The organism is Rhizobium sp. CB3171, assembly GCF_029714265.1.
GTDB lineage: Bacteria > Pseudomonadota > Alphaproteobacteria > Rhizobiales > Rhizobiaceae > Rhizobium.
The window spans coordinates 642,806-658,259 of record NZ_CP121653.1; the positions used below are offsets into that span (position 1 = coordinate 642,806).

Genomic DNA, 15,454 nt, shown 5'->3' on the forward strand with positions numbered 1-15,454 from the left:
ATAGAGAAAGCGGTCCAATGAGCGGCCGATTTGTCAAATTCGCGGAAGTCCTCGGTATTTCTGCAGGATTATCTGTAACCTTTTCAGATCTGGCCTCGGCTGGCTGTTGGTCAGCTTTGAAAAGCCCGGAATGGCAGCAAGTCAGTTCAATAATTGCGAGTGCGAAGCTATGCGAGCAGATGCCTTCGGGACCAAATCGCACCCGGAGGCTTGAGGTAACGGCCGTTGATTTCTGTACAGCTCCAAGTGGTGTTTCTGTCACCGCAAACGTGTCTCTCACTTGCGGATCGAGTTCAGATTCCTTTCTCCAGTTATCACCATTGGACGGCAAGGTTGTGGCGACGGTGACACTGGATATTGGTGCATGCAAAGTAACGGATTCGACCATAAATATTAGTGGTCAAGCTGGCGAAATCTTATCCAAACTGCCTCAGACGCAGGAATTCCTGCGCACGTGGGCGCAAATACGCCTTTCGAACTTGTGCGGAATGCAATGATCCGCCCCGTCCTATTCGCTCTGGCGGAAGTTGCGGATACGGTCGAATAAGACAGCAAGCACGATCGAGCCGCCGATGAAGGTGCCCTGCCAGAAGGCATTGATGCCAAGCAGGCCGAGACTATTGCGGATCACTTCGATCAAGGCCGCACCGATCAGTGCGCCGAACGCCGTGCCGACGCCTCCGGCAAGATTGGCGCCGCCGATAACAGTTGCGGCAATGACCTGCAGTTCCATCCCTGCGCCTATATTCGTGGTGACGGCACCGAGCCAGCCGGTTTGAATAATGCCAGCGACGCCGGCAGACAGAGCCGAAAGGATATAGACCGCAACCTTGATCTTTCGCACCGGAACGCCGGTCAGCGTTGCGGCATGCTCGTTGCCGCCGATGGCAAAGACGTAGCGGCCAAATCTGGTCCATCGCAACACAAAGCCGGTCAGAAGCGCTAGCGCGATCATGTAAAGCACCGGATTTGCAATGCCGAACAGCCAGGCGCCACCGCCAAGTGCAAGGAGCTTGTCGTGATCCGGTCCGAATTGAAAGACGACTGTGTTATTGGACGCGACCATCGCCAGGCTGCGGGCGATCGACAACATACCGAGCGTGACGACGAACGGTGGAAAACCGAGATAGGCGATCAGGACTCCGTTGAAGGCGCCCACGATGAGGGCTGTGCCGATCGAAGCGGCAATGCCCGTGCCGATCCCGTAACCGGCATGCATGACGACTGCGAGCACCATGCTGCAAAGGCAAAGCACGGAGCCGACGGATAAGTCGATACCACCGGTGATGATGACGAGCGTCATTCCAAGCGCGATGATCGCCACGAAGGTGACATTGCGGGTGATATTGTAGAGGTTGGTGGATGTTGCGAACGAACTCGTGGCGAATGAGAGGAAAATACAGGCAAGGATGACGGCAATCAGCACCCAGAATGTCTGGCTGCCGAATATTGCAGCGAGCCAACTCCGCTGCTTGCGTGCGATCGTTTGATCAAGAGTAATTGCCATGCGACCTCGCTTGCTTTCGATACCGGCACGGCCTTCGATTATACTTGTTCGATCGCGCCGGTGATGAGCCCTGTGACTTCTTCGGGGGAACTTGCCCCGATCTGCTTGTCGGCAACTTTCCGTCCGCGCCGCATCACAATCACCCGGTCGGCCACGGAAAAGACATCCGGCATGCGATGACTGATCAGGATGACGGCAATGCCACGATCTCGAAGTTGGCGGATCAAAGCCAGCACTTCGGCCACTTGGCGAACGGAAATCGCGGCGGTTGGTTCATCCATGAGCACGAGCTTTGCTTCCGCCAGCATCGTGCGGGCGATCGCGACGGCCTGCCGCTGGCCGCCTGACATCTGTTTCACGAGGTCACGCGGACGCGTCTCGGACTTCAGCTCCTTGAAAATCTCGCCGGCGCGCTTGTACATCGCCTTATAGTCGAGGATCCGCAAGGGGCCGAGGCCGAGGCGAAGCTCGCGCCCCAGGAAGACGTTTGCTGCAGCCGTCAGATTGTTGCAGAGAGCCAGATCCTGATGGACGATCTCGATGCCGCGCTGGCGTGCTTCTACCGGCCGATGCAAGACGAGATCCTCCCCATCGAGGCTCATCGTGCCGTGGCTCGGCCGAAAGTTGCCGGCAATCATCTTGACCAGCGTTGATTTGCCCGCGCCGTTGTCGCCCATCAACCCGACGACCTCTCCCGCTTCCAACGAGAACGAAACATCGTTTACCGCCTGGATGGCGCCGAAATGTTTTGAGATGTTGGCGAGCTCAAGAACTGCCACCGGCCCTCTAGCCTCCCAAAGCCGCAGGCTCGCCCTTTCCGAATATATTCGTTTCGATTTGAGCTGCGATTTTGCCCGCCGGTCTCCTCCCTGCGAGCATCAACAATATTTACTCAGAACCGCGCGAAATCGTCAATCGAATGTCACTAATTTACCGTCTTCCCTACAATTATTCGTTTGTAGTACAATTCCGTTGACGCGCGAAGGTATCCTTACATTAGCTGTTGCCGGAGGAGAGCATGTTAATCCTTGTCACCGGCGCAACGGGCAAGGTTGGGCAGCATTTTATTGCCGGAGTGCTTGGCGATCCACGATTTTCAAAGGCGCGCATACGCGCGCTTTGCCATAATCGGTTGTGTCCTGAGACAGAGCGGGTCGAGGTCACACAAGGCTCGATTGCCGACCGGGAAACCGTCGCCAGGACGCTTACGGGTGTCACCCATGTCGTGCATCTCGCCACATGCAAGGAAACGCCTGCCGATGTGATGGACGTGACGGTAAAGGGACTTTTCTGGCTGCTCGAGGCTTTCCGCACCAGTCCCACGGCACGACAGTTCATCCTTATCGGCGGCGACGCCGGTATTGGTCATTTCTATTATCGTCACGAGACACCCATTACCGAAGCCACACCGCATCGGGCTTATCCGGGATGCTATGCGCTTTCGAAGGTCTTGGAAGAAGTGATGCTGGAGCAATTCGGCATTCAATACAGCTCAACGGCTGCTGCCTGCGAGCGCCTTGGATCATGGAAAAAGACGATTTCAGATTCTCGCTTTCATTCGGCGATGACGTCTTCGGCGGACCCGACTGGAAGACGCTTGTTCCGCAGGCCGACGCTGAGCGCTACGCAAGGGACGGCACAGTGCCGCTGCTACGCGACGCGGATGGGCGCCCGCTGAAGCGCAATTTTGTCCATGTCGAAGACCTTGTCTCAGCCATGCTTTCGGCCATCGACAATCCGCGCGCTAAGGGCCAGCTTTTCAACATCTGCATGGATCGTCCGGTCGACTATGGCGAGGTCGCCGCCTATCTCGCGCGTACCCGGGGTCTCGGTTCCATCGATATAGGCAGCCAGTTCCATTCGAACTGGATGGACAACAGCAAGGCTAAGTACCTGCTCAATTGGAGCCCCATCTACGATCTGGAAATGCTTATCGACTCGGCCTGGGGATACGAGCGTTCGGAAGGGGAAGCTCGCATCATCTGGTATCCGGGTTGATCACGGGGCGGGCAGTGGTGCCCGCCTTTTCAAAGGGGAGGAAGCTATGAGGAAGGCATTGTTGCTTACAGTCGCGGTATTGGCGCTAACGGCCGGACAAGCCTTGGCGGCCAAGAAACAGCTTGTCATCGTCGTGAAGGGCTTGGACAACCCGTTCTTCGAAGCAATCAACCAGGGTTGCCAGAAGTGGAACAAGGAGAATGCGAACTCCGAATATGAGTGCTTCTACACTGGTCCGGCCTCGACATCGGATGAAGCCGGCGAAGCGCAGATCGTGCAGGACGTGCTCGGCAAGGCCGAAACCGCAGCGATCGCTATTTCGCCCTCGAACGCCAAATTGATTGCCCAGACCCTGAAGACGGCCAGCCCTAAGGTGCCGGTCATGACGCTCGATGCCGATCTTGCGGCCGAGGACGCAGCGTTGCGCAAAACCTATCTTGGGACGGACAACTATCTGATGGGTGCGCGCATTGGCGAATACATCAAGAAGGCCAAACCGAACGGCGGCAAGATCTGCACGATCGAAGGCAATCCTGGCGCCGACAACATCCTTCGTCGTGCTCAAGGTATGCGCGACACGCTAACGGGGAAAAAAGGCCTTACTGCGCTGAAGGGTGAGGGCGGCTGGACGGAAGTCGCAGGTTGCCCCGTCTTCACCAATGACGACGGCGCCAAGGGCGTTCAAGCGATGACCGATATCCTGGCTGCAAATCCAAGCCTCGACGCTTTTGGCATTATGGGAGGCTGGCCGCTGTTCGGCGCTCCGCAACCCTATCGCGATCTGTTCAAGCCGATGGCCGACAAAATCGGCAAGAACGAGTTCGTGATCGGCGCTGCGGATACGATCGGCGACGAAGTGGCGATTGCCAAGGAAGGCTTGGTGACGGCGCTCGTCGGCCAACGGCCGTTCGAGATGGGCTACAAGGCGCCGTCCGTGATGATGGACCTGATCGCCGGCAAGACGGTCGAAGATCCGGTCTTCACCGGGCTCGACGAATGTACAAAAGATACCGTCGACACCTGCATTCAGAAGTAAAAACTGCAACCGGAGCATGCCTTCTTAGCATGCTTCGGTTGACATCGCGTCGCGTAGCGATCGTGACAGTCAGCTACGGCGAGGCTTAAACGTTTATGTGGTTTTCCAGCTTCGGCACGCTTATGAGCATCGACCCAAGCCACGATGTCGAGTGGGATTGCCTGCATCGGTGCCGGGCAAGAAGTTTGGAGCATAGGGGCGGCTTCGAAAGGGGAGCCGCCGGATGTCAGGGGAACCACGTTAAATGCCGCTGCATGTTTGCTTTTCAGCGGAAGTGATGGCCGCCTACTTGGCGCAATATCCATCGTCGTCGCAGCGTGAAAGGGGGCTCTGAGGCATCCTTGACCATTACTAATGACTTTTGAATTTTAGCACAAGCTGATACTATCGCGACCCGGGTCCTGTACTACGAGGCTCAACATGCGGCGTGGTGTGATATCTGGTGTCTGTTTGGCATGCGCCGCGACCTTTCTTTTGGCGGGCTTTGTTCTTGCCGACGAAGATGACATGAGAACGGGTGAACGGCTTGCCGCGTTGTTACGCGCCAGCCGGACTGTCATTTCGGGTTATCAAAAGCTTATCAACGACGAATCCCTCGGAGAAAAGGACCTCACGGGTCAACGCGTCGTCAACGAAGCGCTACAGATCTTTGCCCAGCGCAAGGGCGATTCCATATCGGATCAAAATTACAATCCTTTCGACAAGCAATTGTTCGACGCGCAGGTCGCGGCGATAAAGGAAGTTGTCGACGAACATCAAAGCATGATCGATATGAAAGGAGTGGGCTTTAAGGGCTTCATTCCCTCGACTTTTGCTCGGTTGGTCAATGAACGTTTCGGGGAAAAGGTCGGCGACAAGGCGAAGATGAAGGTGACTGCGCCGGAGGAGCTCATCCGCAATCGCAAGGCGCGCCCGGATCAGTGGGAGCAGCATGTGATCGAGAGCAATTTTCTATCTCCCGATTGGCCGAAAGGCAAACCCTTTACCGAGGAGGTTGAGGTGAACGGCCGTCAATCTTTTCGCATGCTAATCCCTGAATACTACTCGGCATCCTGCCTGACGTGTCACGGCGGACCTAAAGGCGAGGTTGATGTAACAGGCTACCCGAAGGAGGGTAAAGCTGAAGGCGAGTTAGCCGGCGCGATCAGCATTACGCTGTTTAAATGAGCGCCTTTGTCACCATTCCAATGCGGATCGGCCGCTTGACCGATCGAAAGATTCCGCTTCGCCTTATCTGTCTTTCGGCCGCGCTTTTGGTCGCGTTGCTCCTCAGCGTCGCCTTTATGGCGCATGACCTGCGTGAAAATCAGCGGCGCGTTGAGGAGGCGAATGCGCGCTTCCATATGTTCGACGATGCTGCCAAGGCGCATCGCCATTTTGGCGAGGTTCGCTATTGGCTAACGGATCTATCGGTCAGCCTGTTGACGCTTTCGGAACGGCGCGCGCAAGAAGCCCGCAAAGCTCTCGAACAAGACCTCGTTCGCATCAAGGTCTTCGCACCCGATGAAGCCAACACAATACAAAAGGGTTCGGATGCCTACTTTGAAAAAGCAATGCAGGCCGTTGATGCCTACACAAACGACAACAGGGTCATAGGAAACACGCGACTGGCGGCTGCCAGAGGCTATAGCGACCAAATCGATTCCGTGCTCATGTCCCTTGAGCAGCGTCTCGAGAACGAAGCTGATCTGGCGCGTGACGCAGCCGACGCAACGGCGCGCAACACCTATTTGCGTGCTCTGATCGCAGCCAGCGTGACGACGCTGGCCTGCATTCTGATGACCTGGCTGGTGCTCCGCTCTATCCTTGTGCCGCTTGGCCGGATCGACAGGGCGATGACCCAACTGACGAGGGGAGAGGAGGACGTCGAACTGCCGCCAGAAGGCAACGATGAATTCGGGAAACTTTCAAAGACGCTGCGGTTGCTGCGTGACAGCCAGGCAGAGCGTCGCGAGCTTGAAGCCGCCGCCGAGCGCCAGCGCAACACCGTGATGACGGCGATCGAAACCATCCCCGATGGCTTCGCATTCTTTGACGCGAACGATCGGCTGGTTCTGGTCAACCAACGCTATCTTCAACTGTTTCCCGGCACTGCCGACCTAATGACGCCGGGAAGAGCCTTTGAAGATATCGTTCGAGCGCAGGCAGAACGCGGCACGACTGATATTGGAAGCGGCGGCATAGAAAATTGGATCGCCGAGGCCATGCAGCGTCACCGCGAGCCCCGCGGCATGATCGAGCGGCAATTCGCCAATGGAACATGGCTGCGCATTGCCAAGCGAAAGACGCCGGAGGGCGGCACCGTGGCGGTCTACACGGATATATCGGATCTGAAGAACCGACAGGGGGAGCTGGAGGAGGCAAAGCGTGGCGCGGAGGTCGCCAGTGAAGAGAAGAGCCGTTTCCTGGCTTCCATGAGCCACGAGCTGCGCACTCCTCTGAATGCGATCATCGGATATAGCGAAATGCTCATCGAGGATGCCAGCGATCTCGGGCAAACCGAGTTTATCGCGGATCTCAATAAAATCATGGGCTCGGGACGCCACCTCCTGGCGCTTATCAATGACGTTCTTGATCTCTCTAAGATCGAGGCGGGCAAGATGGAGCTTTACGTTGAGCGCCTCAGTCTAAGACAGCTCCTTGCCGATGTTCAAAATACCGTCGCGCCGCTGATCGCCAAAAAGGGCAACCGTCTGCTGGTGAGTGCCTCCGTGGAGCAGGACCAGATCGAGACCGATAAGACCAAGTTGCGGCAAAACCTGTTCAATCTTCTCTCGAATGCCGCCAAATTTACGGAGAACGGCGAGATCAAGCTTTCGGTGCGGCGTTATGAGGACGAAGTGGGCGAATGGCTCGAATTTGCCGTCAGTGACAGCGGAATCGGTATGACGAAGGAACAGCAGAAAAAGCTATTTCATGCATTCGTACAGGTGGATTCGTCGACGACGCGGAATTACGGCGGGACCGGCCTTGGTCTGACCATCACGCAGCATTTCGTGAAGATGATGGGCGGCACTATTACGGTCGACAGTGAGTTCGGAAAGGGTTCGACCTTTCGTTTCACAATTCCTGCGATCATCAGAACAGATATTGTTGAGGAAAATGCATCGGAAGGCGAAGCCCTTGAAGATGCGGGCGCGCGTCCAACAGTTCTCGTGGTCGATGATGAGGCGCGGGCTCGCAAATTCGTCTCCGACGCTGTTCGCGGCGCAGGTTTTGCCGTGATCGAGGCGAGGGGTGGGGAAGAGGGCTTGGCAAAAATCCGCAAATTGCATCCGGACGCCATCGTTCTTGACGTGATCATGCCTGGCCAAGACGGTTGGTCCGTCCTGCGCGAAATCAAGTCGGACGAGGCAATCTGCGATATTCCCGTCATCCTCGCGACAGTCGTGGCCGATCGCGAGATGGGCCTGGCGTTCGGTGCTGTTGACCATTTGATCAAGCCGATTGATCCCCAACAACTCGTCGATACTCTGAACGCAGTTGCCGGTGAAGCACGTCATGATGTGCTGATCGTCGACGATGATCCTGCGACGCGCGATCTTTTTCGCCGGGTCCTCGTCCGCGAGGGTTGGAGGGTTCGGGAGGCGGCTGACGGTCATCATGGTCTTAAGCAACTTGAGGCCGGACGGCCGACGATTATGGTTCTCGACCTGATGATGCCGAACATGGATGGCTTCACGCTTCTTCAGGTGGTTGGGGACAGGCACGACTTCGCAGATATTCCGGTCGTTATCGTCACGTCGAAAGACTTGACCCGCGAAGAGCTGGATTGGTTGGGTGTTCGGGCCAAGGAAGTGGTCAGAAAGGGAACCAAAGGTCGCACGGATCTGATTGCAGCTTTAAAGCGGCATCTTCCGCAAAAGGAAGAGGCTTGAGGAGAGAGGTTGGCATGGTCAAAATTCTTCTCGTCGAGGACAATGAGATGAACCGTGATATGCTCTCCCGCCGCTTGGAGAAACGCGGTTACGAAGTTGTCAGCGCAAGCGACGGGCTCGCCGGTGTCGAGGCTGCCATGACCGAGCGACCGGACTTGGTTTTGATGGATATGAGCCTTCCTGTCATTGACGGCTGGGAAGCGACAAAGCGGATCAAAAAAAATCCTCTCACCGCTGCCATACCTGTGATCGCACTTACTGCCCATGCCATGGCCGGCGATCGGGAAAAGGCAATCGAGGTCGGTTGTGACGACTACGATACCAAACCGATCGAACTGCCGGGTCTGCTCGACAAGATCGCGCGTCTGACCGGAGGGTAGCGATAATGGCTCAATCTCGCGACATCGGGCATCGCATGTATATCGCCAAAATCGCCCAAAACATCGTGGATCCGGCCCAGGCCATTCTAGGTTATCAGGAACTGATCACGGAGGAGGTGCGTGAAGCGGGACCCCGTGATGCTTTGCCCGACCTTGAAAGGATATTGAGCGCCGCGCGGGAGCTGAATGCATTGATCAAGCGGCTCCTCGACATTGAAACGCCTGAGAGTGGGAATGCCCCCTCGGTCGATAAACTTTTGCGGCACGATCTCAGAACGCCCATGAATGCCATTCTCGGTTATTCCGAGATGTTGATCGAGGACTTCACCGACATTTTGCCGAAGCGGTTGCTGGAGGATGTGTCGAAGGTCATTCGCGAAAGCCGCAATTTGCTTGCGCAGATTGACGAAACACTTGATGGATCGTCCCTCGATACGGATCACGAATTTCAGCCGACATTCGACGGAACGATCGCCGCCGATCTGGCCAGGACAATGGCGACCCTCCCTTCGGCCGTCACTGAACACGCAGGACGTATCCTCATCGTCGACGACACGGCGTCAAATCGCGATCTCCTGTCCAGACGCCTCTGCCGCGATGGACACAGTGTCGTTGCGGCAAGCTCCGGCAAGGAGGCGCTTCATATCTTCGGTCAGCAGGAATTCGATCTGGTATTGGCCGATGTCCTGATGCCGGACATGAACGGAATAGAGCTTCTCGGCCAGCTTAAATCGAACCGACAGTTTAGAGATATCCCAGTCGTGATGATTTCTGGCCTGAAGGATGACAACGCAGTTGCCCGTTGCATTGAGGCTGGGGCGGAGGACTATCTTCGCAAACCGATCAATCCCGTCCTGCTTAAAGCGCGCATTGCCGCCTGTCTTGAGCGTCGTCGTTGGCGAACGCGCGAGAAGGAATATTTGGCACGGATAGAGTTCGAGAAGGAGCGGGCAAACACTTTACTTCATGCAATTCTTCCGGCGCAGGTCGTGCAGCGGCTTGCGGACGGAGAGGAAGTGATCGCCGATCGCATCGATATGGCGACTATTATTTTCGCCGACATCGTCAACTTCACGGAATTTGCAGCACGAACGCCTGCGGCAGCATTGGTCCGAAGACTAGGAGACTTGTTTAGTCGTTTCGACGCACTTGCGGATCAATATGGTATCGAAAAAATCAAGACGATCGGTGATGCTTATATGGCGGCCTCTGGATTACCGGACTCCCGCGTGGATCACGCTGAGGCGGGCGTTGCGTTCGCCAAGGCAATGCTGGCTGAAATGCCTAGAGACACGGATGATGGATCAGCACTGACTTTGCGGATCGGCATCCATAGCGGCCCGGTCATCGCGGGACTAATTGGTCGGAAGCGCTTTGTCTATGATGTTTGGGGACATACGGTCAACGTTGCCAGTCGAATGGAATCTTGCGGCGTACCGGGTCAAATTCAGATATCGCAAACGACCTACGATGCACTTGGCGAAGGGCGCCCGCCCGCGCGGCGGGAAATCATGCATATTCGCGGGATCGGGAGATACACAACCTACCTCTTGGAATAACCTGTGAGGCGCGGAAGCGGGCTCCGCTGCGGCTCGCATCGTATGGGTGGAGATGGTCTTTCCACCTGAAGAGTCCTTTCAGCCTTCCTTCGTTGGCGATGCATGGAAGACTTCTCGTTTTGCCATGAAGCTCACATCCTTTTTATATTTTATCACGTACAATGTTGACCATCGTCGATCAGGACGTGACAGAAAAGAGCGAATCTGCTCCTTCCTAATCAGAATATTTCGGAAGGTGCTAATATGGATCGAGCAGAAAACGACCTGCGTTTGATCGCCGTAATGCGGCGCTATTTCGCTGTGAAGGATGAGCTTGCAGGTTTGAAGTCCGCACTTGAGGACAAACGAAAAGCAGCCGGAATTGCGGTCGGCGAATTTTATCACGTCCGCGCCGAAACCGAACATGCCGACGATGTCAGTCGGACCGTCACGCTTAGACGGGAGATGGAGTTTCTGATGAGCCTCGCCGAAGGCTGGTCGAGGGGAGACATCATTCTTCTCGGCTTATCGACCGATTGATCCCACAATCGCCAAGTACCAGAAGGCAAAACCGGTCCGGCGCCATTCAGCATTGCCCTGATGCTGGAAGTGCCAAGCGCGGATCAAAGCAAGGATGCGGTTTGCGAGACTAATGCGGTCGGCCAGGGGAGATGTGAGAGGAAGAGGAGGGAAGGGGAGTTGTGACGGATTGAGAGGTTTGGAGAGAGTTTTCGGCCGGTCCGTTACGGAGAAACGACATGGCACAGGGCATCCAGAAACTTACCCTCAGTGCAGCCCGCGACATTCCCTTCAATAAGCTGGTGCTCAGCCAGCAGAACGTCCGCAAGATCAAGGCGGGCGTGTCGATCGAGGATCTTGCGGAAGATATTGCCCACCGCGGTCTGTTGACAAGCCTTAGTGTCCGTCCCGAACTCGATGCCGACGGCAAGGAAACGGGCATTTACCGCATCCCTGCCGGCGGGTGCCGCTATCGTGCCCTTGAGCGGCTCGTGTCGCAGAAGCGGCTCACTAAGACCGCTGGCGTTCCGTGCATCGTCAGCCGCGGTGACACACTTGAGGTCGAGGATTCGCTTGCCAAAAACGTCCAACGCGTCAGCCTTCATCCGCTCGATCAGTTCCGCGCCTTCCAGGCGCTGCGGGCGCAGGGGCTCGGAGAGGAAGAGATCGCCGCCCGCTTCTTCATTTCGCTTGCCACGGTGAAACAGCGCCTACGGCTCGCATCCGTCTCGCCGCGGCTTCTTGATTTCTATGCCGAAGACGAAATCACGCTTGAGCAGGTGATGGCGTTTTCGATCACCAACGATCATGTCCGCCAGGAGCAGGTCTGGGATACGATCTCCTGGTCCCACAGCCGCGAGCCATACTACATCCGCCGCTTGCTAACCGAAACCGCCATCCGCGCCAGCGACCGTCGTGCTGTCTATGTCGGCGTCGACATTTACGAGGCTGCCGGCGGCGTGGTGATGCGCGATCTGTTCGAGCAGGATCAGGGCGGATGGCTGCAGGATCCGGCGTTGCTGGAGCAACTCGCGCTCGAAAAACTGAAGGCCGCCGCCGATGCGATCCGTGGGGCCGAGGGCTGGAAATGGATCGATGTCGCTTTCGATTTTCCCTATGGCCATACGTCCATGTTGCGCCGCTCCTGCGGCAAGCAGGCCGAAATGACCGAGGAGGAACTCGCTCGCTACGATGCGACACGGGTCGAGTACGACAAGCTCGATGCTGACTATGCCGCGGCGAGCGAATATTCGGAGGCGGCGGAACAGAAGCTCGAGGAGCTCGGTGCCGAGCTCGACCGGCTCAATGACCGGCCGTATGTCTTTGACGCCGAAGAGGTTGCTCGTGAAGGCGTGTTTATCTCGATCGGCGCCGGCGGCGAACTCAAAATCGAACGGGGATTCCTGCGGCCCGAAGATGAGCGACAGCCGGAGGTCGGCGCCTCCGATGCTGACGGTGATCGTGACCAGGGAAGTGTCGCTTTCGACGACAGTTCCCTGGTCACGATCGGATCGAGCGTTGGCAGCGATCAGCCGGAAGACGAGGATGAGACGATCAAGCCGCTGCCCGATCGCCTGATCCTCGATCTGACGGCAGCGCGGACTATCGCGCGTCGCAATGCGCTTGCCAACGATCCGGTCATGGCCTTCATCGCCATGCTGCATGCGTTTGTGCTCAAGATCTTCTATCATTACGGTTCACACTCGTGCCTGGAAGTGAGCCTGCAGAGCGCGAAATTCAGCCAAACTGACGGGCTTGGCGACACGGTTTGGGCAAAGGAGATCGAACAGCGGCAGGAAGGTTGGGGCCAGGATCTTCCCAAGGATCCGAACGATCTCTGGGCGTTCCTGGTAGCGCTCGATGAGGTTAGCCGCCAGACGCTGTTTGCGCATTGCGCTTCGCTATCGGTCAACGCGGTGATTGAGCCCTGGAACAACCGGACCCGGGCGGTCGCACATGCCGATCAACTGGCCCGATCGATCGGTTTCGGGATGGTCCAAGCTGGCTGGACACCGACCACTGACAACTACCTTGGCCGCGTCACGAAGGCCCGCATCCTGCAAGCGGTCCGCGAGGCGAAAGGCGATCAGTCAGCGGAACTGATCGGCCATCACAAGAAGGCCGACATGGCTCGCGAAGCCGAACGGTTGATGATCGGTACCGGCTGGCTGCCTGAGCCGCTTCGGCTCATCACGGATGGCGCCTCGACCGATGAGACGATTGTCGAAGCCGTTGAGCTTGCCGACGGCAAGACACACGAGGCAATGGCTCCCGATCTACCGGCTTTCCTGGCCGAAGATGCCGATGATGCCTCCAGGCCTGCCGATGAGAACCAGCATCTCGATGCAGCAGCATAGTCCCGTTTTGTCAGTCCTGGCCGACGGCCGGCTTCGATAAAGACACCGGGCCGCATCCGCCATAGGCGAGTGCAGTGCCCGATTTTACGATCGAAACGACCCGTCACTAACGTTTCTTGTAGCATGTACCTATTCCGCCGAGACGTTGGACGCGGCCTGCCGCACAGCTATCGACGATGAAAACTGGGAGGCCGGCGCCTCCATCGAGGGTGATCCATTCAGCCCTTGATTTCCCTCAACCAGCCCGGCCGTCGCGCCGGGCTCTTGCTTTTAAGGAGATAGTCCTATGAACACCGCCACCAACACCCGGCCCATAGCTGCCGGCTTCAAAGTCGATATTTCCCGCGGCGAGCGGATCGGCCGAGTTTCATCGGAATGGTTTTCTCGCCCGGACGACGAACGGTTCCTGTCGCTGACGGATCTCTACGATACTGTCCGCTCCCGCGCCGACCGGGCTCAGGCGCGAACAATCGAGAGTGCCGCAATCCGCGTCGAGGCCACGCGCGACAACGCTGACCGGCTCGAGCTCCTTGTTCCCGGCCAGCGCCAGGCGTTCGCGCCGACCCATTGGAGCTATGGCCAGCTCTGCAGCCTGGTCGGCGCGCCCGCTACCTATATGCGCCAGCTGCCGGCGCCACTTGCCGCCATCAACCTCCAGCACGGCCTGCTCAATCATCGTGCCGAGCTGGTGAAGACGCTCGAGATGGATGATGGACGGCTCGAACTTAGGGCCGTCACCGGACCTGAATACGGCCGCATCTGGGACCATGAACTTGTCTCGGCGGTAATGAAGATTGCCGGTAATGGCACCGGCGATACGATGTGGAAGGTGCCTGGCGTGCTCGATTGGGCGACCATGACACACAATCCCTTCGTCGACATCACCAAAGACACGACGACGCTCTATGCCTCGGATCGTGACGTTTTCCTGTTTCTGGTCGACGACACCCACCCGATCGAAGCCGGGCGGCTGCCAAACGGAGAGCCGGATCTTTATTTCCGCGGCTTTTATGCCTGGAACTCGGAAGTCGGGTCGAAAACGCTCGGCATAGCCTCCTTCTACCTGCGCGCCGTTTGCGCCAATCGCAATCTTTGGGGCGCGGAAAACTTTGAGGAGATCACCATTCGACATTCGAAGTTCGCCGCTGAGCGTTTCGCGCACGAAGCAGCGCCTGCATTGACCAGCTTTGCCAATTCCTCGCCGGCGCCGTTCGTGGCCGGCATCAAGGCGGCGCGCGAGCGGATCGTCGCCCGCAAGGACGAAGATCGCGAAACTTTCCTGCGTCGCAGCGGCTTCTCGAAAGGTGAAACCGGCAAGGTGATCGAGATGGTCTTGTCCGAAGAGGGGCGACCGCCGGAATCGGTCTTCGATTTCGTCCAGGGCATCACCGCCCTGGCACGCACTAAGACCAACCAGGATACGCGCCTGGAGTTCGAAGGCAAGGCGAAGAAGCTGCTGGAAAGCGCCTCCTGACTGAATGCAGCCGTCGAATTGTGTCTCCCAAACTCCCATCCCGTTATCCCACTGCGCCCAGTTGGGGCAAGGGCATTGTCAAACCGTTTGGCTATAATGGCGGCTGTTCGATCTGCGCTGGCAGCCAAATCTGAGGGTGGGTCCAGCGTGATACAGCTGTGGCCCGCCTTGTCCATCTCCGGCATCAGCGTGATCTTGTCAGCACGGCGCGGCCAACGATCGGAACCACTGGCGTATCCGAAAGGGCGTGCCCAAAGTTCCAAGAACCGCTTGTACAATGCTCGTCCGGGTTTCCCAGAAAATTGGCACCATCGATCATGACAATTGGAAGTCCAAGATTTGTTGATTGGAACTGAGTGGCGTGAACTTCGAGAACCGAGAACCGCTTCGATGTGCGCTGCCGGCTGCTGACGTGGTCGGCCCGCGCCCGGCCTCGAAGACTATCGGAGGGTGAGAGAGGGGCTGGAAAGGTTGATTTGACCGACTTTGAGGGCGCCCGGTCAGGCTGGAGCTTTCCTCGCTCTCGAACAATGTTCTCCATGACGCGGCGACCCGCTCGATTGTTTTCACCCGGGCCAGCCGAGGGGACCGCGTCCTCGATGCCGCCAATACGCCGCTTCCTTTTCTTGACTATCGCAGGCCCGTCCGCTCAGGCACGGGGATCGCCACCCATTCCAGAGCGCCGCACTCGCCCCTCGCGATGCTGGCGAACTGGCAAGGCTCATGCCGACCCGCAGCCGGCGGTCAACCGAGAACCAGGCGCTGCA

At 57.4% G+C, this 15,454-nt stretch carries 11 protein-coding genes and 1 pseudogene; 10 read left to right on the plus strand and 2 right to left on the minus strand.

Annotated elements, in window-relative coordinates; translation table 11 throughout:
• The first annotated feature begins 17 nt into the window (after nt 1-17).
• Entirely contained in the window at nt 18-497 is a 480-nt protein-coding gene (locus QA648_RS22195) for a hypothetical protein (protein ID WP_283053701.1), read from the plus strand.
• 11 nt (nt 498-508) lie between these two features.
• Here the strand turns inward: QA648_RS22195 and QA648_RS22200 are convergent, their stop codons facing one another.
• Both QA648_RS22200 and QA648_RS22205 read right to left on the minus strand, forming a co-directional pair.
• Nucleotides 509-1,507 (minus strand): ABC transporter permease, encoded by a 999-nt coding sequence (locus QA648_RS22200; protein WP_260304108.1) that lies wholly within the window; start codon nt 1,505-1,507, stop codon nt 509-511.
• A gap of 38 nt (nt 1,508-1,545) precedes the next feature.
• Nucleotides 1,546-2,286, minus strand: coding sequence for an ATP-binding cassette domain-containing protein (locus QA648_RS22205; protein WP_260304107.1), 741 nt, complete (start codon nt 2,284-2,286; stop codon nt 1,546-1,548).
• A 239-nt stretch (nt 2,287-2,525) separates the two neighbouring features.
• On the opposite strand from QA648_RS22205, the pseudogene QA648_RS22210 reads away from it, so the two are divergent.
• The 9 genes and pseudogenes from QA648_RS22210 (at nt 2,526) to QA648_RS22250 (ending at nt 14,687) form a co-directional block, all read left to right on the plus strand.
• Nucleotides 2,526-3,505: pseudogene (locus tag QA648_RS22210) on the plus strand (NAD(P)-dependent oxidoreductase).
• Nucleotides 3,506-3,551: 46 nt separating this feature from the next.
• Nucleotides 3,552-4,541, plus strand: coding sequence for a substrate-binding domain-containing protein (locus QA648_RS22215; RefSeq protein ID WP_283053702.1), 990 nt, complete (start codon nt 3,552-3,554; stop codon nt 4,539-4,541).
• 420 nt (nt 4,542-4,961) lie between these two features.
• Nucleotides 4,962-5,708 carry a DUF3365 domain-containing protein gene (locus QA648_RS22220; RefSeq protein ID WP_283053703.1) on the plus strand — a complete coding sequence of 249 codons (747 nt, stop codon included), beginning with the start codon at nt 4,962-4,964 and terminating at the stop codon, nt 5,706-5,708.
• Between the two features lie 35 nt (nt 5,709-5,743).
• A complete protein-coding gene (locus QA648_RS22225; protein ID WP_283053704.1) occupies nt 5,744-8,419 on the plus strand; it encodes a response regulator in 2,676 nt (891 codons plus the stop codon).
• Between the two features lie 14 nt (nt 8,420-8,433).
• Nucleotides 8,434-8,799, plus strand: coding sequence for a response regulator (locus tag QA648_RS22230; protein ID WP_283053705.1), 366 nt, complete (start codon nt 8,434-8,436; stop codon nt 8,797-8,799).
• Nucleotides 8,800-8,804: 5 nt separating this feature from the next.
• The gene (locus tag QA648_RS22235; protein ID WP_283053706.1) at nt 8,805-10,358 is read left to right on the plus strand and encodes an adenylate/guanylate cyclase domain-containing protein; all 1,554 of its coding nucleotides are present in this window, start codon (nt 8,805-8,807) and stop codon (nt 10,356-10,358) included.
• Nucleotides 10,359-10,601: 243 nt separating this feature from the next.
• A complete protein-coding gene (locus tag QA648_RS22240) occupies nt 10,602-10,877 on the plus strand; it encodes a hypothetical protein (protein WP_104827124.1) in 276 nt (91 codons plus the stop codon).
• 218 nt (nt 10,878-11,095) lie between these two features.
• Entirely contained in the window at nt 11,096-13,213 is a 2,118-nt protein-coding gene (locus tag QA648_RS22245) for a ParB/RepB/Spo0J family partition protein (RefSeq protein WP_283053707.1), read from the plus strand.
• A gap of 286 nt (nt 13,214-13,499) precedes the next feature.
• Nucleotides 13,500-14,687, plus strand: coding sequence for a DUF932 domain-containing protein (locus QA648_RS22250; RefSeq protein WP_283053708.1), 1,188 nt, complete (start codon nt 13,500-13,502; stop codon nt 14,685-14,687).
• Nucleotides 14,688-15,454: the final 767 nt, after the last annotated feature.